At 64.6% G+C, this 18,391-nt stretch carries 16 protein-coding genes; 3 read left to right on the forward strand and 13 right to left on the reverse strand.

Annotated elements, in window-relative coordinates; genetic code table 11:
* Window positions 1-80 precede the first annotated feature (80 nt).
* From hutC to OKW28_RS15010, 5 genes are all read right to left on the reverse strand, one after another.
* Window positions 81-893: a histidine utilization repressor gene (gene hutC / locus OKW28_RS14990; RefSeq protein ID WP_184038599.1), complete on the reverse strand. Its 813-nt coding sequence runs from the start codon at window positions 891-893 to the stop codon at window positions 81-83.
* Window positions 890-1,777 carry an amino acid ABC transporter ATP-binding protein gene (locus OKW28_RS14995; protein ID WP_429446658.1) on the reverse strand — a complete coding sequence of 296 codons (888 nt, stop codon included), beginning with the start codon at window positions 1,775-1,777 and terminating at the stop codon, window positions 890-892. Before OKW28_RS14995 ends, hutC begins: the two co-directional genes overlap by 4 nt.
* Window positions 1,778-1,790: 13 nt before the next feature.
* Entirely contained in the window at window positions 1,791-2,453 is a 663-nt protein-coding gene (locus tag OKW28_RS15000) for an amino acid ABC transporter permease (RefSeq protein ID WP_429446660.1), read from the reverse strand.
* A gap of 28 nt (window positions 2,454-2,481) precedes the next feature.
* Entirely contained in the window at window positions 2,482-3,132 is a 651-nt protein-coding gene (locus OKW28_RS15005) for an amino acid ABC transporter permease (protein WP_176105687.1), read from the reverse strand.
* 89 nt (window positions 3,133-3,221) lie between these two features.
* A complete protein-coding gene (locus tag OKW28_RS15010; RefSeq protein ID WP_429446662.1) occupies window positions 3,222-4,049 on the reverse strand; it encodes a transporter substrate-binding domain-containing protein in 828 nt (275 codons plus the stop codon).
* A gap of 236 nt (window positions 4,050-4,285) precedes the next feature.
* On the opposite strand from OKW28_RS15010, the gene OKW28_RS15015 reads away from it, so the two are divergent.
* Both OKW28_RS15015 and OKW28_RS15020 read left to right on the forward strand, forming a co-directional pair.
* Window positions 4,286-5,260: an isopenicillin N synthase family dioxygenase gene (locus OKW28_RS15015; RefSeq protein WP_429446663.1), complete on the forward strand. Its 975-nt coding sequence runs from the start codon at window positions 4,286-4,288 to the stop codon at window positions 5,258-5,260.
* A gap of 11 nt (window positions 5,261-5,271) precedes the next feature.
* Window positions 5,272-6,714, forward strand: a complete 1,443-nt coding sequence (locus OKW28_RS15020; RefSeq protein ID WP_429446665.1) for an FAD-binding oxidoreductase — start codon at window positions 5,272-5,274, stop codon at window positions 6,712-6,714.
* Between the two features lie 18 nt (window positions 6,715-6,732).
* Here OKW28_RS15020 and OKW28_RS15025 read toward each other — a convergent pair whose 3' ends face one another.
* The 4 genes from OKW28_RS15025 to OKW28_RS15040 form a co-directional block, all read right to left on the reverse strand.
* Entirely contained in the window at window positions 6,733-6,906 is a 174-nt protein-coding gene (locus tag OKW28_RS15025) for a hypothetical protein (protein ID WP_429446667.1), read from the reverse strand.
* Between the two features lie 73 nt (window positions 6,907-6,979).
* The gene (locus OKW28_RS15030) at window positions 6,980-7,156 is read right to left on the reverse strand and encodes a hypothetical protein (protein ID WP_429446669.1); all 177 of its coding nucleotides are present in this window, start codon (window positions 7,154-7,156) and stop codon (window positions 6,980-6,982) included.
* Window positions 7,157-7,304: 148 nt separating this feature from the next.
* Window positions 7,305-10,721, reverse strand: coding sequence for an alpha/beta fold hydrolase (locus tag OKW28_RS15035; protein WP_429446671.1), 3,417 nt, complete (start codon window positions 10,719-10,721; stop codon window positions 7,305-7,307).
* Between the two features lie 252 nt (window positions 10,722-10,973).
* Window positions 10,974-11,765, reverse strand: coding sequence for a hypothetical protein (locus OKW28_RS15040; RefSeq protein WP_429446673.1), 792 nt, complete (start codon window positions 11,763-11,765; stop codon window positions 10,974-10,976).
* 406 nt (window positions 11,766-12,171) lie between these two features.
* On the opposite strand from OKW28_RS15040, the gene OKW28_RS15045 reads away from it, so the two are divergent.
* The gene (locus OKW28_RS15045; RefSeq protein ID WP_429446674.1) at window positions 12,172-14,067 is read left to right on the forward strand and encodes an ATP-binding response regulator; all 1,896 of its coding nucleotides are present in this window, start codon (window positions 12,172-12,174) and stop codon (window positions 14,065-14,067) included.
* A 46-nt stretch (window positions 14,068-14,113) separates the two neighbouring features.
* Here OKW28_RS15045 and OKW28_RS15050 read toward each other — a convergent pair whose 3' ends face one another.
* From OKW28_RS15050 to OKW28_RS15065, 4 genes are all read right to left on the reverse strand, one after another.
* Window positions 14,114-14,881, reverse strand: a complete 768-nt coding sequence (locus OKW28_RS15050) for a response regulator (RefSeq protein ID WP_429446676.1) — start codon at window positions 14,879-14,881, stop codon at window positions 14,114-14,116.
* Window positions 14,882-15,387: 506 nt separating this feature from the next.
* Window positions 15,388-15,585 carry a hypothetical protein gene (locus OKW28_RS15055; protein ID WP_187610311.1) on the reverse strand — a complete coding sequence of 66 codons (198 nt, stop codon included), beginning with the start codon at window positions 15,583-15,585 and terminating at the stop codon, window positions 15,388-15,390.
* On the reverse strand, window positions 15,560-16,564 hold the full coding sequence (gene cydB / locus OKW28_RS15060) for a cytochrome d ubiquinol oxidase subunit II (protein WP_429446679.1): 1,005 nt from the start codon (window positions 16,562-16,564) through the stop codon (window positions 15,560-15,562). Before cydB ends, OKW28_RS15055 begins: the two co-directional genes overlap by 26 nt.
* Window positions 16,565-16,588: 24 nt before the next feature.
* A complete protein-coding gene (locus OKW28_RS15065; protein ID WP_429446681.1) occupies window positions 16,589-18,013 on the reverse strand; it encodes a cytochrome ubiquinol oxidase subunit I in 1,425 nt (474 codons plus the stop codon).
* Window positions 18,014-18,391: the final 378 nt, after the last annotated feature.

Consider the following 18,391-nt stretch of genomic DNA (forward strand, 5'->3'; position numbering starts at 1 on the left):
TGTTTTAAAAAACCTTCTGGCGGCCAGCGCAAGCCCGTTATTAGCGTGAACAGGCCCTGGTACGGTTTCTGAAGCGCGCGTTATCCCTGGCGCTGCGAGGTATTCGGCGAAAAGCGGCAGCCGAGCCGGTAGCGCGAACCTGGATGCACGAAACGCGCGAACGTCACGGCGACGCCGCCCGTCCACGTGCGGCGCGTCAGCGTCAGGCACGGTTCTTCGGCGTGAATTTCGAGCAGCTCTGCTTCGGCAGGCGTCGGCAGCGCCGCGTCGACCACGTGTTCGAGATCGTGCATCGGCACGACCGTCAGCAGATACTCGGACGGCTTCAGCGCCGAGAAATCGTGCTGCAGAAAATCCGGCGCGACGGCCGGATTCACATAGCGATCTTCGAGCTGCACCGGCAGACCGTTCTCGCGATGCACGCAGATCACATGAAACACCGAAGCGCCCGGCGCCAGCCCCAAGGCGTTCGACACCGTGACCGACGCGGTCTCGCGCTGCAACAGCACCATATCGCAACGATAAGCGTGGCCGCGCGAGCGGATCTCGTCGCCGATATGGGCGATCATCAATAGCGTGGACTGCGGCTTGTTCGGCGCGACGAAAGTACCGACGCCCGATAGGCGCGTGACGAGCCCCGCGTCGGCGAGTTCGCGCAGCGCGCGGTTGACCGTCATGCGCGAAACGCCGAGCGTCGCGACGAGGTCGAGCTCCGAAGGCAGACGGTCGCCCGCCTGGCGTTCGCCCGAGCCGATGATCTGGCGAATGTGCTGTTTGACCTGCTCGTAGCGCGCGGCCGGCGCTTCGTCGCTGCCGCGCGCGATTTTGGCCGCGGCGCTGGCCGCGCTGGCGGACGATTTGCCATGAGGCTTGTTGCGAACGGTGGCGCTCATAGGGGCGGGGTGTCGTCGGGGCCGCGCGTCCAGAACGCATTGCGGTCGAAGTAGTTTTGCAGAAACTGCCGCAGACGCGGCTGCGCGGCATCGTGAAACACGTCGCGCGGTTTGCCCTGCACGGCGATGCGGCCTTGATCGATGAACACGACCTTGTCGGCGACCTGCGCGGCAAAACCCATTTCGTGGGTGACCACGGCCATCGTCATGCCGTCGCGCGCGAGCTGCTTCATCACCTGCAGCACCTCGCCGACCAGCTCCGGATCGAGCGCCGACGTCGGTTCGTCGAACAGCATGATGTGCGGCTCCATCGCGAGTGCGCGCGCAATCGCGACGCGTTGCTGTTGACCGCCCGACAGTTTCGCCGGATACGCGTCGCCCTTGTGCGAGAGGCCGACCGTCTCCAGCATCGCGCTCGCGCGGCGGCGCGCTTCGTCGTGCGACAGGCGCTGCACGCGCAGCAGCGCTTCCATCACGTTGCCGAGCGCGGTCATGTGCGGCCACAGGTTGAAGTGCTGGAACACCATGCCGACGTTGCGGCGCACGCGGTTGATCTCGCCCTGCGAGGCGCGCACGCGTTTGCCGTTGCGCTCGGTATAGCCGAGCAGTTCGCCTTCGATGCGCACGTCGCCGTGATCGTAGGTTTCGAGCGCGGCGAGGCAGCGCAGCAGCGTGCTCTTGCCCGAGCCCGACGGCCCGATGATGCAGACCACTTCCGAGCGCGCGATCTCGAGATCGACGCCGCGCAGCACCTCGACATCGCCGAAGCGTTTGCGCAGATCGCGCACCTCGATCAGCGGCGCGGCATTCGACGCGTTCGCCGTTGCGCTGGCGGACGGCGCGGAAGATTGCGCGGGGGAGGACATGTCGGCGATGGCGTTCATAGGTGTTCCGGAATCATGCCATGAAGCGTGCGAGGCGGGCTTCGGCCCACATGCCCGCGCGCGAGGTCAGCTCGACTAGAGCGAGATAGCACACGCACAGCACCAGCAGGGTTTCGACGAAAGCGAAGGTGGCCGAGCCGATGCCGGTCAGCACGAACGTCAGTTCGGGCACCGTGACGATCGACAGCACTGCCGTTTCCTTGCTCAACACGATGATCAGATTGGTCAGCGCGGGCACGATCAGCACCAGCATCTGCGGCGCCTGGATGCGCAGGATCGCCTGCCAGCGCGTGAGTCCGAGACACGCCGCCGCTTCGAGATGGCCTTTGGGCACCGACTGGAAGCCGGAGCGAAACGCCTCGGCGAAATACGCGCTGCCGTAGAGGCCGAGGCCGACGATGCCAGCCGTCATCGGTTCGAGCGTGAGGCCGATGGACGGGCCAGCGTAATACAGCAGAAACAGCTGCACGAGAAACGGCGTGCCGCGCAGCAACTCGATGTAGACACGCAACACGGCGCGCAGCCAGCGTCCGCAGAACAGTTGCAGCACCGCGATCAGGAAGCCGATCGCGAGACCGATTGCGACGCCCGCGGCCCAGCTGCCGAGCGTCGTCGCCAGGCCGGCGGCGATCGGCTGCAGGTTGTGCGTGATGACGGTCGGGTCGAACGTTTGCATGGCGAGGTTCGCTTAAACGTGAGTCGATTCAGGCGTGCTGCAAACGGTGTTCGGCCGCATGCGCGACCAGCGCGAGCGAACCGCAGATCACGAAGTAGATGAGCCCGGCCGCGACATACGCTTCGAGCGGCCGGTAAGTGCTCGCGGCGATGTTCTGCGCGGTGCGCGTCAACTCGGCGACGCCGACCACCGAGATCAGCGAAGAAGCCTTGATCAGCAGCACCATTTCGTTGACGAGCGACGGCAGCGTCAAACGGAATGCTTGCGGCACCAGAATGCGCCGCAGCGTATCGAGCGGGGAAAGCCCGAGCATGCGCGCGGCTTCGAGATGTCCGGGCGGAATGCTCAGAAAACCGCCGCGCAGAATCTCGGCGATGTACGAGGCCGAGCACAAGGACACCGCGCTGATCGCGGCGACGATCGGCGACACGTTGATGCCGGCGAACGGCAGCAGGTAGTACACGAGCAGCAGCTGCACGAGCATCGGCACGCCGCGAAAGAAAAACACGTAGGCGCCGCCCGCGAGGCGCGCGGCGCGATGCTGCGACAGCCGCGCGGTGCACACGCCGATGCCGACGAAGAATCCGATCACGAGCCCCGTCAGAGAAATGCCGACGGTGGCGAGCGCCGCATGCAGCAGCAGCGGCAGGCCCTGAACGAAGACGGTCGTGTTGAACATGGGTCGCGGCCGGTGGAAACGGGAAGGGCGCCGCGCGCCGCGCTACGGCGAAACTATTGCACGACGCGGGACGCCCACGTTGAAGACGCTCAGTAGTTCGGCGTGGGCATCGTGGACGGCATCTCCATCGCGACACCGAACCACTTTTTCTGCAACGCGGCGAGGCGGCCATCCTTCTGCATCTTCACGAGCGCTGCGTTGAACGCGTCGGCGAGCGGTTTGCTGTCGGCGTCCTTACGCAATGCATACGCGAAGTACACCTTCGCGCCGAACGGCGGCTGCACGACCGCGAACATCTCGGGGCGCTGCTTCGCGACATACGCGATGTTGGTCATCGAGTTCGCTGCCGCGGCGATGCGGCCCGCCGCGAGGTCCGCGTAAGCCTGATTGTTGTCGACGTACTCGCGGATTTCAGGCTGCTTCGGCAGCGTGGCCGCGTAGCTCTTCAGCTGGTCCAGCTGCGCGGTGCCTTTGCCCGCGCCGACCGTCTTGCCCGCGATATCCGACGATTGCTTGATCGACGCATCGTTCGCGCGCTTGAGCAGCGCGTCGGTCGCATCGGCGACGGGCAGCGTGTACGTGTAGCGTTCCATGCGCGCCTTCGTGACCGTCAGCGGGCCACCGACCATATCGAATTTGCCCGCTTCGAGACCGGGCAGCACGCTCGGCCACGGCAGATCGATGAAGCGCACCTTGACGCCGATTTCCTTGCCGATCTCCGCGAACAGCTCCTTGTTGAAGCCGGCTTGCTGACCGTTCTCGAGAAAGTCGAATGGCGCGAACTGCATTTCGGTGCCGACCACCAGTTCGCCGGCTTTCTTCACTTTGGCGAGCTGGTCTTCGGCGTGCGCGGCGGCGCTTGCGGCGCACAGCGCCAGCATGACGAGACGACATTTCCAGCCTGCAAGGATACGCATGGGGTTCTCCGGGGCGAATTGGTGTTGGGTCGCCGGCGTGTCGAAGTCTTCGTTAGGACCCGCCGCGCCGGCGGCGCGATGCGGGCCTCGCTGGGCAGTATATACCGCGTTTCCAGCGAAAAATAAATGCTCGCTCGAGTAGAGAAAGCCCTGATATCGAGGCGAGCGAAGCAACTTGCGGCTCTGTTTTTGCCGGTATATACCACTGCAATACCGATCCTCGAAGGAGCCGCGCGATGCCCGTGACCCGCATTCCGATCATCGATGTCGCCGGCGTGCGCGCGGGCGATCAGCAGGCGCTCCGACGCATCGCGAAGGAAATTCATGAAGCGTGTACGACGATCGGTTTTTTCTACATCGTCAATCACGGCGTGCCGCAAGCGAAGATCGATGCCGCCGCGCAGGCCGCGCGCACTTTCTTCGCGTTTCCGGTCGACACGAAACGACGCGCGGCGGTCAATCATCGGCATCGCGGCTTCAATGCGCTTGGCGACGCGACGATGTATCAGGCGAAGCGGCCCGATTATAAGGAGTTCTTCAGCATCGGCCTCGAACTGCCGGAAGACGATCCCGACGTGCTGGCGGGCCAGGCACTACGCGGGCCGAACAATTGGCCGGACTTCATGCCCGGGTTGCGGCCGGTGCTGTATGACTATTACGAGGCGCTCGGCGCGTGCGGGGCCGATCTGCTGCGCGCGGTCGCGGTGAGTCTCGGCATCGAAGAAAATTTCTTCGCGCCGCGCTACACGAAGCGCATGCAGCGCACGCAAATGGTCTACTACCCGCCGCAGCCGCAGCAGTCGGACGAAGATCTGTTCGGCGTCGCGCCGCACACCGACTACGGCTGCATCACATTGCTGTGGCAGGATCAGGTCGGCGGCCTGCAGGTGCGCGAAATCGCCAACGATACGTGGGTCGAGGCGCCGCCCGTCGAAGGCAGCTTCGTCGTGAACGTCGGCGATCTGCTCGCGCGCTGGACCAACGACCGCTTCCGCTCGACGCTGCATCGCGTGATCAACGCATCGGGGCGCGAACGCTATTCGATCGCGACGTTCTACGATCCGACCTACGGCGCGCTCGTCGATCCGCGTGAGCTCGGCGCGAGCGACGCGCAAAGCAAATATCAGCCGGTCGCCGCGGGCGACTATATCCTCGGCCGCATCAACGATTCGATGGGCTACCGCAAGAAACTCGCCGCTACCGCACAGTAAGGACCTCCTGCATGACAGAACCGAGCATCACCGACGACAAGACGACCCAGACCGCAACCCCGACCGCAACCGCACCGCTCGCGACGACACTCGAGGCCTTGCGCGCCGCGCTCGGCCTCGACGCGGTGCGCGTCGGCGAGCAGATCGGCGAACGCGCGCTGACGGACTGGACGCGCCACGAGCCGACGCGTCCGGCGGCGCTGCTGATGCCGCGCACGACCGACGAAGTATCGCGTGCGCTCGCGATCTGCCACGCCGCGCATCAGCCGGTGGTACCGCAAGGCGGTATGACCGGACTCGCGGGCGGCGCGATCGCGCGCGCCAACGATATCGCGTTGTCGCTGGAACGCCTGAGCGGCGTCGAAGAACTCGACGCGGCGTCGGCCACGCTGACCGTATGTGCCGGCACCACGTTACAGGCCGCGCAGGAAGCCGCCGAAGCAGCGGGCTTCGAACTCGCGCTCGACCTCGGCGCGCGCGGCTCATGCCAGATCGGCGGCAATCTCGCGACCAACGCGGGCGGCAATCGCGTGATCCAGTCCGGCACCGCGCGCGACCAGGTGCTCGGGCTCGAAGTGGTACTCGCCAATGGCGACGTGCTCAGTTCGCTCGGCAAGATGGTCAAGAACAACACCGGCTATGACCTGAAGCACTGGTTCATCGGTTCGGAGGGCACGCTCGGCGTGATCACGCGCGCGGTGCTGCGGCTGCATCCGCGACGTGCGGCGCGCCATACGGCGCTCGTCGCGCTCGACGATTACGATGCCGCGGTGAGCCTGTTGCGCCGTCTCGCGACGCGCTTCGGCAACGACATCGGCGCGTTCGAGATCATGTGGCCGGACTTCTACGATTTCGGCGTGAAGCTGACCGGCGCGCGCTCGCCGTTCGACGCCGCGCATCCGCTCTATGCGCTGATTGAACACGCGGGCTTCGATGCCGACGACGCTGGGGAACGTTTCGCCCAGGCGCTGACCGATGCGCTGCAAGCGGGCGCGCTGCGCGACGCGGTGATCGCGCAATCGGTCGCCGATGCGCGCGCGCTATGGGCGATCCGCGAGTGCACCGCGGAGTTTCCGATCAAGCTCGATCCGATCAACTTCGACGTGAGTCTGCCGATCGGCGAGATCGGCACGTTCGTCGACCGTTGCCGCGCGGCGCTCGATCAGCGCTGGCCCGGCAACGAAGCGTATTTCTTCGGGCATATCGGCGATTCGAATCTGCATTTGACTGTCGATGGCCATTCGATTCGGGGCGTCGATCATCACGCGGTCTATACGTTCGTCTACGAGATGCTCGGACCGTTGCGCGGGTCGGTGTCGGCGGAACATGGCATCGGTTCGCTGAAGCGCGAGTTCCTGCCGATTTCGCGCTCGCCGGCCGAGCTTGCCGCGATGGTCGCGATCAAGCGTGCGCTCGATCCGAACGGCATTTTGAATCCGGGCAAGCTGTTCTGAGTTTCGATGAGAAGCAAATCAACGACTTCTCCCTCGCGTGCAAGTCCGCCATATTTTCACGGTCAGCACGTAAATAACGATCGCCGCAATCAGATCTATAGCCGTCATTGCGCCGATGTAAAGCAGTTCATAATCGGCCACTCCGAGCTTATCGGAGATTTCGATCAATATTTGCTGCTGCTCCAGCGTCATGGGTGATGGGTACGTGTGGACATATCGCACCGATAACAAAAACAAAGCCAAAAAAAGAAACAGCTTGCAAAGTCTACGGGCAAGTGTCGCCAATTGTCGTTACCTCGATCCATCCGTAAGCGTGTAGCCCTGAACTACCGGCCTGAACAGTCGGCGTATGCAGGAGCGCATGTCGAAGCTTGCTAAAGTCGGCGACGCTTTTCAGCGTGATACATCCGAATGAAACACCGTCGCCGCCAACCGGATGCAATCGGAAGCTTTGCGCCTCGCCTTTACGACAGGGTCGATGCTAACGTATTAATCGCGCCTCGTGATTTTGAGATAGTGGTCGAACAAATCCACGCAATATTGCGACACGCCGGCTTCTATCAAAATCTCTTGTTTTACATGCTCTGCCGTCAATGCGCGTTCAGATAGCTGACGATCAACGGATAAACATCGACCGCCGCGTTCTTGCCGAAGATGCAGTCGATATGCCCATAGCCTGGAATCAGATGCCGCTCGTACGGCTGCTCGGGGAAGCGCTCGCGCAGCAGGTCGTAAGTGCGCGCCGTGCTGACCGGCAGATAGGTTTCGTTCTTCTCGCCGTGAATGAAGCCGATCGGCAAACGCATGCCCTCGAGTCCTTTCATGCCGTCCGCGCCGGTCAGATACACGTCGTCGCCGCGCGCATCGACGACCTGGCCCGCGCGCACCATCGTGGCCAGATGCTGGAACACGGCCATGTCGTGAATGCCGAACAGTTCCTGCAGATTCGCATGCAGCGCCTCGTTCAGCTTGTCGTGCTCGTAGAGCAGGCCATACAGGAACGTCGCGCGATGACAGATCGGATTGCCGCAGCCCTCGCCGTGATCGAGCGGATAGAGACGCAGCGCTTCGTCGAACAGGTTCGCGGGCCACGAATCTTCCTGCGTATAGGCGGTGAGGTCGCGTATGCGCAGATGCTGCATCAGGTCGGGAATATGCAAGCCGGCCTTGATCCGTTGCAACGTGCCCGGCACCGGATGCGCGGACACCTGCGAAATCACCGCCGAGCGCACGCCGTCGAGTCCATGGAGAAGCGACATGCTGAGCGCGAGGCCGCCCAGGCAGTGGCCGAGTACCTGAATGTTCGGCGCGCCGGTCACTTCGCGAATCTTCGCGACGGCGGCGGGAATGTCCTCGCGCGCGACTTTGTCGACGTTGGTCGGCACGAGCACGCTCGGCAGTTCGATGCTGACGCGCAGATCGACGAGCCACACATCGTAGCCCGACGCGTACAGATATTCGACGAGATTGGTCGGTATCAGATCGGTCGAGAAGATGCGGCTCGATACGCCCGAGCCGTGGATCAGCAGGATCGGCTTCGCGGCTTTGCCCGCGGCCGGATCGCAGTAGCGCGTGAGCTTGAGCCGCGTGCGGTCGGGTGTGTCGAAGTACGTGATCTGCGGCGCCGGCGCGCGCAGCGTGCGTTTCGCGCGCGGCGGTATGTATGGATCGTAGAACTGCAGCGGCGCGGCCACGCCGCCGTATTCGGTGAACAGCACGCCCGCGAAGAACTTGCCGAACTTCAGCGTCCATTCGAGGCGCGTCTTCAGGTCGGGCGCGTGGGTGACTTCGAGCGTGCGCTGCTGCTTCAGGAAGTTTTCGGGCGTGATGATCAGCGTCGCGGTGCCGACGACGGGCGCATCGTCCTGCGCCGCGGCGCGAATCTCCGCATACAGCGTGTTGGTCTGCTCCCACAGGTTGATCGGCGACGTGCGCGTGACGATCTTCTTGCCGGTCAGATACCAGGTGTTGCCTTCGACCGCGTCGAGCGTCATCCGGTAGTTCATGTTGCGTTCGTCGACGTCGGATTCGTCGACGACGAACAGGTTGAACGTGCCGTCGCTGATCGTCAGCGGTTGGGCGGACAGGGCGGGGCAGGTCAGTGTGCCGGCGGTGCGCGCGAGGTGATTCGGGTTGCTCAGCATGTCGGCGAGATCGTCGGACTCGACCGTCAGCGTGAATTCGATCGCGCTCTTCGCGGCTTCGCCCGCCACGCTGGGCGTGTAGGTGCCGACCATCGTCTCGGTGAAGCGCAGGCCGATCTTCTGTGCGGGCGGCGCGGCGACGGTGCCCTTCGACATGTAGTCGATCGACCAGTCGTACGCTTTGGCCAGCAGCGCGCAATTGCGCTCTGCGAGCGCGGAGATGGTCAGGAGCGGATTGACGCCGAGCGACATCGGCATCACCGCGCCGTCCATCACGTAGAGGCCGTCGTGCACCGCGACGCCGGCCGTGCCGCTGAACACGCGGCCCAGATGATCGACCACGCCATGCGCGGCGTCCTCGCCCATGCCGCAGCCGCCGAGCGGATGCACGGTGACGGTGTGCCGGCCGGCGATCTTCGTCGAAATCGGGTTGCGCAGATATTTGCCGCCGAGCGGTTTGGTCGCCTCGATCAGCACGTTCTCGATGCTCTGGAAGATCGGCTGGCGTCCCGCGTTTTTCCATTCGATGCGCGCACGGCCTTTGTCGCCGACCGTGATGCGGCCGCTTTCGTCGTCGTGCGCCATCACGAGGTAGCTTTGCGTGTGATTCAGCGCACCGTGGTACGGGCCGCGGATCAGGCTTTCGAGCGCACGCGCGTCATAACTCATGCGCTCGAGCAGCGACGGGGCCCCAGCCGCATCCACGCCTTCGAGCGGCGCGACCGCGCCGAGCATGCCGACGAGCGCCTCGCCGACCGCACCGGCCAGCGAGCCTTCCTCGATCACATAGCCATCCCTGACGTTTTTCTCGTCGGCGCGATTGTCGATCAGGCCGGTGATGGTCGGCCCGACCGGCGGAATCTGCCCCGGCTTGTGCTCGCCCCAGCCGACGCCGTTGATCGTGTCCCTGGTGTTGTACGCGAAGGCGAGCACGTCGCCGTTGCCGGTGAAATGCTGGCCGAGCATCTCCGACGTGCTCAAGCCCGCGTCGCGCGAGCGCAGCAGCAGCGCGGTCGAGCCGATCGTGCCCGCCGCGACGATGACGATATCGGCCAGCACGAACAGATCGGGCGCGTCGTAGCTTTCGCGGCCGAGCTTCACGAGCTGGAAGTTGACCTTCCATTGCTGCGTGTCGGGATCGCGCAGCACCGAATGCACGGCCGTGCCGGTGAAAATCTGCGCGCCGTGGGCGACCGCGTCGGGCAGATAGTTCATGTGGGTCGAATTCTTCGCGTCGTAGTTGCAACCGGAGTTGCAATCGCCGCAACCGACGCAGCGCTGCTGCTCGACGCCCGCCGCGTTCGGGCCGTCCTTGAACGTGACCGTGATCGGCGGACGGCTGAAGCGGTCGGCCATGCCGAGCGCCTGCGCCGATTTTTCGAGCGCCTGGAGCTTCGGCAGCGGCGGGAAATCGTCGGGCACCGGCGACGGTGACAGCATTTTCCAGGCGAGCGCATAGCCGTCGTCGCGTCCGGCTTGGTCGGCGCGCAGCGCGGCCGGCCAGCGCGGGTCGTCCCACAGGCGCGGATCGGCTTCCAGCGCTACGTTCGCATTGATCAGCGACGTCCCGCCGAGCCCACAGCCCACCACCGCGTTGACGTCTTCGTTCACGTGCACTTCGATCAGCGCGAGCGGCGAACCGATCTGCGCCTCGGCCGTGTTGTACTGGATCTGATCGATGCCCTGCACGGGCGTGCGCGGATACTCGCCGGCCATGAATTCGCGGCCGCGCTCGAGCACGCACACGCGACGGCCCGCGCGCGCCATGCGGCTCGCGGCGATCGCGCCGCCGTAGCCCGAGCCGATCACGACCACTTCGTAATGCCGTTGCAGCGCCGTCGGCGCGCTCGATAAGCGGTTCATCAGGACCACCTCGTCTGGAATCGGATGCGGGGAACGGAAGCTCGACTTCGGAACAAAGACGGCGTGCTGCGGGAGCTTTTTTATCGTAGGCGGAATATCGACGCAAAAAAAGCGCGCCGTGGAGGGCGCGCCGAAGTCGTAGCGTGCGACGTTCAGGGCGGCACGCCCGGCCGGCCGTTGCCGGGCGTACCCGGCCGTACGGGCATGCGCACTTATCGCGCTTCTTATGTGGCTTGTTGGTTATCCGAACTATTACGCGGCCACTTCATAGAATTCGCTATCGCTCGATTCCACCGCGAGCAGATTCAGCGCAACCAGAATCGCCGCGCGATTGTCGACGTCGATCTCGATGCCGAGCGCGTCGGTGAGCCAGCGGCCGAGCTTGGTGTTGGAAAATTCCTCGGCGCCGGCCGTCTTTTTCGTGGTGACGCCGAGTTTGACGGCGCGATAGTGATAAGAGGGCACCCGATGCTGAGCCGCGACCGCCGAAAGCCCGCCTTTGCCTTCCGAGCACCAGCCGAGGCTGCCGGCCAGCACGATCCGCTCGGGTTCGTCGAGCCCTTCGATGAACTCGCGCGCCGCGCGCCGCACACGCTGTTCGTCGAGGCCGTATTGCAGCAGCACGCTTTCCACCGGGTCTTCGAGCGCGTGCGCGTGCAGATCGATTTCCTGCGCGACGCCCTCGGTCTCCATCGACACATTGCGCTGATGGCACGCGCTGCGCAGGCAGTCGATCAGATAGCGGCGGAAATACGCGCATACCGCGTAGCCGTTGGACGGTGCGCTGTCGGCGCGCGCGTTCGTTTCGGTGTGGCCGGGCGCGAGGCGCAACACCTTCGCGTAGATGAACTGAGCGACCAGTTCTTCCTTGTCCTCGCCGAGCGCCTGCAGTTCGAGCGGGTGGTAGGTCCGCAACGCGCGCTTGACCAGTTCGACCATCGACACCATTTCGTCCGCTGAGAGCCGGGTGCGCCTGCGCCACAGATCGGGGAGGATCGCGTCGTCGAGTTGGCGGGCGAACTCGTAGCTCGGGACTGCGCCCATGGAAAACCTCCGTCACGGTTGGCAGGGAGCGCGGCGAGCCGCGGCGCGTGGGCCGCGAGTCGAGGGAAGGTGGCTGAAATGCCGCGCTGAAACGTGAATGCAGTATGGTTCGCGGCAAGGCCTTCGCCTATATGGATTAAGTGTTAGCCGATGGGTAAACTGCCGGGTAAACCTTCTGATGGATTGCTGACGATTCATCTGAGGAGCGGACATTCGCCGTAGAATAGACCGCGCGGGCGGGCGCGCTCGGTCGCCCGGTTCGACCCGCGATTGCCACGAAGCGCCGGAGCGCCGCCGCTTCGTCAGTGTTTCGTCTCAACGAAGTTGCCATGCCCCTGCGATAAAGCTGCGTGGGATCGGCGTAAGCGCTAAAGCGCTCACGCCGATCGACAGAGGAGACCGCCCCATGCGGGCCGACCCGATCCAGCGTGCCATCGACGAAGACCTCGTGCGCGTGCTCTACGCGCAGGATCCGATCGCGTTCTTTTCGCACTGGTTTTCGATCGCGGTCCTGGTGGCGATCTACTGGCCGCATGTGCCGGCGCCGCCGCTGTTTATCGCGTGCTTCGTTTTTTATGCGCTCGCCAATTGCGCGGGCTTGGCGCTGTGGATTTGCAATCGCCGCTATCCGCAGCTCGTCTCGCCGCGCGACTGGATCTATCTGCACGCGCTGCGCGGCGTGCTCCTCTATAGCGGGCCGGGCTTCGCAGTGTGGTTCGCGTTCCAGAGTCCGCAAACCGATCTGCCGTTATTGCATACCGTGATGCTGGTGACGCTCGCGGCCGGCGTGTTCATGTCGAATGGATTCGATCTCCTCAATTTTTCGACGTCGATTCCATTTCTGCTGCTGCCGTCGATCGTGCTGCATTTCGGCTCGCATACGTTCGATCGCACGATTCTCGCGATCGTGCTCGCGTTCTTCTTCTGCGCGATCAACGTCTACGCGATGAGCTATCGCAAGCTGTTTCGCCAGGTCGTGCAGGCGCGAGTCGATCAGCAATACCTCGCGGAATCGCTGGCCGCGCAAAAGCGCGTCGCCGAAGAAGCGAGCCTCGCGAAGACGCGCTTTTTCGCGGCGGCAAGCCACGATCTGCGTCAGCCGCTGCATGCGATCGGCCTGCTTGCGGCATCTCTGAACGATCCGGCGGCGACGCCCGCGCAGCACGCGAAGACGGCCGGGCACATCGTCTATAACGTCGAGGCGCTCAATCAGCTGTTCAACCAGGTGCTCGATCTCGCGCGGCTCGAAAGCGGCGTGACCCAGGTGATCCGGTTGCACTTCCGGCTCTCCGAGCTGTTCGAACGGGTTGGTAGCCAGTATCGTCCGCAGGCCGCGGCGAAGGGGCTCGCGCTACGCATCGCGCCTACGACGATGGTCGTCTACGACGATCCGGTGCTGCTCGAACGCGTGTTGAGCAATCTGCTGTCGAACGCGGTGCGTTATACGGAGCAAGGCGCGATCTGGCTCGGCTTCCGGCGCGCTGGGCGACAGAAGGGCGGCTATATCGAGGTGCGCGATTCGGGCGTCGGCATTGCGCCGCAGGAGCACGAGCGCGTTTTCGAGGAGTTTTACCAGGTCGAGAATCCACAGCGCGACGCGCGTCAGGGGCATGGGCTCGGGCTGCCGACCGTCAGGCGGCTCGTCGGCCTGCTCGGCGGCGAGTTGCAGCTGCGCTCGGCGCCGGGGCGCGGCTCGGTGTTCCGCTTTGCGGTGCAGGCGGGTGACGCGAGCGGCATCGTCGCGAGTCTGAATGATTCGGTCGCGGGCGGCCCGGCCGCGCAGGGGCGGCGCGTGCTGTGCATCGACGACGAGCCGTCGATACTCGAAGGCCTCGCGAGTCTGCTCGAGCGCTGGGGCTGCGACGTGCGCGGCGCGCGCGACGAAGCCGGCGCGCTCGCCGCGCTCGCGGACGGCTTCGTGCCCGATGCGGTGCTGTGCGACTACCAGCTCGCCAATCACCGCACCGGCGCGCAGGCGCTGAGCGCGATACGGGGCGTGCTTGCGCGGGAGGAGGGGCACGGCAATGTGGTGACGCTGCTGATCACCGGCGATATGGCGTCGGCGGAGCTGACGGCGCTCGCGTTGCAGGGGATTCCGGTGCTGCACAAGCCGGTGACGCCGGCGCGGTTGCGGCGCACGCTGGAAATGCTGTGGCAGCAGGCGGAGCTTGATCAGGGGCGGCCGGCGGGTGCGGTGGTGTTGGGGGGCGGAGCGGTGGACGACCCACCGCCGCCACCCGCCGCGGCTGGCTCGCCGCAAGCCGAAGCGGGCTCAGGCGCGCAAAGCGAAACGCAGCCTTAGAGGCGGGAAACAAAGACGGGTTGGGCTTGCGGCGCAGCACAATGCGCTACAACGTCTTCCCGGCCTCCAGCCATCCATTGATTACGGCGATCGCCGTCGACCGGTTATGCACACCAAGCGCCCGAAAGATCACCGACAGATGCACCTTCACCGTGCCTTCGGCGACGCCGAGATCGCGCGCGATCATCTTGTTGGTCCAGCCGCGATGCACGAGCCGCATGATGTCCTGCTGACGTGGTGACAGGTTCTCCAGCAGATGCTGCTGATGCGGCTGCAGCGACGGTACCTGCGTGACCGGTTCGATCTGCGGGACGGTGCCGGGGCCCGGCCCGCGGACGGCTTGCGCGGCGGCGCCCGGGGCCGGCACCCGTGCCGATCCATCCGCACCGGTGCCCGCCTGCGTCTCGCGCGAGCCGAGCAGACTCAGCGCCTCGATCGGCACATAGGCACCGCCGGACAGCACCAGTTCGATCGCCTTCAGCATCACGCTGGCGGGCTGGCGCTTGGGCACGAAGCCGAGCGCGCCGGCCGCGAGCACCGCGCGCATCTCGTCGGGCGATTCCTCCGCGGACAGCACCACGACCGGCAGCGCCGGATTCGCCTTCAGCAGCGTTTCGAGCGACGTCGCGCCGCTCATGCCCGGCATATGCAGATCGACGATCGCCAGATCGTGATTCGCGTCGGGTCGCGCGGCGCTCGCAAGGGTTTCCCAACTGTCGGCTTCGTCGAACTGGGCGTCGGGATCGAAGCCGCGCAGCATGCCTTTGACGCCTTGCCGGATCAGTTCATGGTCGTCGGCTACAAGAAACTTCATGATGTCTCCGCGAGTCGAGCCTGTCCGTTGAGGGCTGCCGCCGTTGCGCATGCCGCAGTTGCAGGCTGCGCAGTTGCAGGCTGCGCAGTTGCAGTATGACTAACTGCTGTACTCGTGACACGCATCATGGCTGGTCGTCCGCGCTTCCTGGTCGATCCTCGGCTCCCAGGACGAGTCGATCCGATTGCCGTTCATTGACGCTGCGATTCGTGCTGCTTTTGATGCCGCGGTCGTCGCCGAAATCGTTGCCTCGGTTCTCGCCGCGTGGAGTGTCGCACTTACCGCCGCATCCGGCATCGTTCCAACTCGCCAGGGTCCCGCTCCCTTGCCGTGCCGCGCGTGGCCGGCTGCCGGCATCGTTCGATGCGCTTCGTGATGTTAAGGCAGGTCTCCCGCGCATAGGTTCCGGCTTGCTACGTAGACGAGCCGCGCGCCCCGTTTTTGAAGCGCTGACGCGCACGATCCGGAAGCTTATGCCCGCCGGATCGACACGGGTTCGCGCGCCGCTATCTGACCGCGAACAGCGTCGCATTCATCAGAAGCTTGAAGGCGAAGCCGAGCGACATCGCCGCGCTCACGCCGAAGCACCATAGCGCGATGAACCAGAGCCAGCCCGGCAGTTTGCGGCTGGGCGTTGCGGCAGTGGCGGTGGGAGCCGACGCACTGGCACCCCGCGTTTCAGTGATAGTGATGTTGGTCGCCATGACGCACCTTGCCTCGAAAGACCCAGTAACCCATCGTCGTATAGGCGACGATGATCGGGAGGATCACCGCCGCGCCGGCCAGCGTGAACGTCTGGCTCGTGCGTGGCGCGGCGGCTTCCCATAGCGTGATGCTCGCCGGAATCGCATACGGCCACAGACTCACGAGCAGCCCGAGATAGCCGAGCAGCACGAGCGCCAGCGCGAGCACGAACGGCGTGTTGTGATGGCGCGCGCGCGCCGCGCGATGCATGAAGAACGCGCAGATCGCGACGAGGAACGGCACCGGCAGCAGACGGTCGAAGATCCCGTCATGGAACCAGCGTTGCGCGATGCCCGCATCCATCAGCGGTGTCCACAGGCTCACGAGCGCGATGAAGCCGAGCAGCACCAGCGTCAGCGGCCAGACCACGCGATGCAGCCGTCGCTGCAGATCGCCCTCGGTCTTCGCGACGAGCCAGCAGCAGCCGAGCAGCGCGTAGGTCGCGACGAGTCCGAGGCCCGTCAGCAGGCTGAACGGCGTGAGCCAGCCGAACGCGTCGCCGGTATAGGCGCCATCGGCGACCGGAATGCCTTGCAGGAACGCGCCGAGCACGATCCCCTGGAAGAACGCCGCGCCCGCCGAGCCGCCAATGAATGCGAGGTCCCACAGATGCTTCGTGCGCCGCGACTTCGCGCGGATCTCGAACGACACGCCGCGAAAGATCAGGCACACGAGCATGAACACGAGCGGCAGATAGAGCGCCGACAGCACGGTCGAGTAGACGACCGGAAACACCGCGAACAGCGCGGCGCCGCCGAGCACGAGCCAGGTTTCGTTGCCGTCCCACACCGGCGCGACCGTGTTCATCATCAGGTCGCGTTCCTTTTCGTCGGGGAAGAACGGAAAGACAATGCCGATGCCGAGGTCGAAGCCGTCCAGCACGACGTACATGAAAAGGCCCAGCGCGATGATCGCGGCCCATACGACGGTTACGTCCATTTTTTCTTTCTCTCGAAGCGTAGGTTAGACGGCGTCGATCATCTGATCGGCGGCGGACAGCGGGCGGCGCGCGGTCTGCGCGGGCGTCGGCTGCGGCAGGCCGTGGGGCATGTCGTGCGACTTGCCGCCAGGCAGCGCGGGACCGGAGCGCATCAGCTTCAGCATGTAGTAGATGCCGGTGCCGAACACGAGGAAGTAGACGGCCACGAACGTCATCAACGACAGACCGACTTGCTGCGTGGTCAGCGGCGACACCGCCTGCGACGTGCGCATCACGCCGTACACGACCCACGGTTGACGGCCCGCTTCGGTGGTGACCCAGCCGGCCAGCAGCGTGATGAAGCCGCTCGGCCCCATCGCGACGCACAGCCGCTGGAACCACTTCGCTTCGAACAGACGCCCGCGCCGGCGCAGCAACCAGGCCGCGATCGACATCGCGATCATCAGCACGCCGAGGCCGGCCATGATGCGGAAGCTCCAGAACACGACGGTCGAATCCGGCCGGTCCTGCGGCGGGAATTCCTTCAGGCCGCGGATTTCGCCGTCCCAGCTATGCGTGAGGATCAGGCTGCCGAGGTGCGGCACCGACACCGCGTAGCGCGTGGTTTCCGCCTTCATGTCGGGGATGCCGAACAGGTTCAGCGCGGTACCGCCTTTTTCGGTGTCCCACAAGCCTTCGATCGCCGCGATTTTCGCCGGCTGATACTTGCGCGTATTGAGGCCGTGCTGATCGCCCACGAATGCCTGGATCGGCGTCAGAATCAGCAGCAGCCACAGCGCCATCGAGAACATCTTCTTGACGGCGGGATCGCGCCGGCCGCGCAGCAGATGCCACGCGCCGACCGCCGCGACCACCAGCCCCGCGACGATGAACGCCGCGAGCGCCATATGCGCGAGCCGGTAGGGGAACGACGGATTGAAGATGATCTTGAACCAGTCGAGCGGCACGACATGACCGTCGACGACCTCGAAGCCCTGCGGCGTTTGCATCCAGCTATTGGACGCGAGAATCCAGAAGGTCGAGATCAGCGTGCCGATCGCGACCATCAGCGTCGCGCCGAAGTGCGCGCGCGGACTCACGCGCTGCCAGCCGAACAGCATGATGCCGAGGAAGCCCGCTTCGAGAAAGAATGCGGTCATCACTTCGTACATCAGCAGCGGACCGGTGATCGGCCCGGCGAAACTCGAGAAGCCCGACCAGTTGGTGCCGAACTGATAGCTCATCACGACGCCGGAGACGACGCCCATGCCGAAGGCCACCGCGAAGATCTTCGACCAGAACAGACAAAGATCTTTGTAGTAGGCCTTGCCGGTTTTCAGCCAACGCCATTCGAGAACGGCGATGAAACTGGCGAGACCGATGCTGAGCGCGGGGAAAACGATGTGAAAAGAAACGGTGAACGCGAATTGAATGCGCGCGAGATCGAATGCCGATAGTGCGGAGTTCATGATCCTGTTGTGCGTGATGGCCGCGTGAGCGGACTTACGCGCGTCGACCGATGTCGGTGCGCACTGCGCTGGGCAGATGGCGCAAGAGTAGGGGATCGAAACAAAAAGTGTTGCGATGCGATGTGCGTCAAAAAACCGCCTTGTTTTATGCGAAATACGCTTATCGATGAGGCAAACCATTGTTGAGTATCAAGTTTCTTCTGGCGGCTGATACGTCGCCGTGTGTGCCTCGTCGCGCGAACTGCGTCAATCGACCGCGCTGCAGCAATGCGTTTCGCGCAGCCTTGCGCGGCAAGGTCGCGGGCGGTGTCTGTCGCCAGCCGACAATCGATCCATCCAAACCGACTTCGTCGGTGGGCGTGCTGGTCAGGCGATTTT

The organism is Paraburkholderia sp. 40, assembly GCF_050434105.1.
Classification (GTDB): domain Bacteria; phylum Pseudomonadota; class Gammaproteobacteria; order Burkholderiales; family Burkholderiaceae; genus Paraburkholderia; species Paraburkholderia tuberum.

Coding starts and splice junctions, on each gene's coding strand:
- hutC (WP_184038599.1), bottom strand. CDS start 893: ATGAGCGCCACCGTTCGCAACAAGCCTCATGGCAAATCGTCCGCCAGC.
- OKW28_RS14995 (WP_429446658.1), bottom strand. CDS start 1,777: ATGAACGCCATCGCCGACATGTCCTCCCCCGCGCAATCTTCCGCGCCG.
- OKW28_RS15000 (WP_429446660.1), bottom strand. CDS start 2,453: ATGCAAACGTTCGACCCGACCGTCATCACGCACAACCTGCAGCCGATC.
- OKW28_RS15005 (WP_176105687.1), bottom strand. CDS start 3,132: ATGTTCAACACGACCGTCTTCGTTCAGGGCCTGCCGCTGCTGCTGCAT.
- OKW28_RS15010 (WP_429446662.1), bottom strand. CDS start 4,049: ATGCGTATCCTTGCAGGCTGGAAATGTCGTCTCGTCATGCTGGCGCTG.
- OKW28_RS15015 (WP_429446663.1), top strand. CDS start 4,286: ATGCCCGTGACCCGCATTCCGATCATCGATGTCGCCGGCGTGCGCGCG.
- OKW28_RS15020 (WP_429446665.1), top strand. CDS start 5,272: ATGACAGAACCGAGCATCACCGACGACAAGACGACCCAGACCGCAACC.
- OKW28_RS15025 (WP_429446667.1), bottom strand. CDS start 6,906: ATGACGCTGGAGCAGCAGCAAATATTGATCGAAATCTCCGATAAGCTC.
- OKW28_RS15035 (WP_429446671.1), bottom strand. CDS start 10,721: ATGAACCGCTTATCGAGCGCGCCGACGGCGCTGCAACGGCATTACGAA.
- OKW28_RS15040 (WP_429446673.1), bottom strand. CDS start 11,765: ATGGGCGCAGTCCCGAGCTACGAGTTCGCCCGCCAACTCGACGACGCG.
- OKW28_RS15045 (WP_429446674.1), top strand. CDS start 12,172: ATGCGGGCCGACCCGATCCAGCGTGCCATCGACGAAGACCTCGTGCGC.
- OKW28_RS15050 (WP_429446676.1), bottom strand. CDS start 14,881: ATGAAGTTTCTTGTAGCCGACGACCATGAACTGATCCGGCAAGGCGTC.
- OKW28_RS15055 (WP_187610311.1), bottom strand. CDS start 15,585: ATGGCGACCAACATCACTATCACTGAAACGCGGGGTGCCAGTGCGTCG.
- cydB (WP_429446679.1), bottom strand. CDS start 16,564: ATGGACGTAACCGTCGTATGGGCCGCGATCATCGCGCTGGGCCTTTTC.
- OKW28_RS15065 (WP_429446681.1), bottom strand. CDS start 18,013: ATGAACTCCGCACTATCGGCATTCGATCTCGCGCGCATTCAATTCGCG.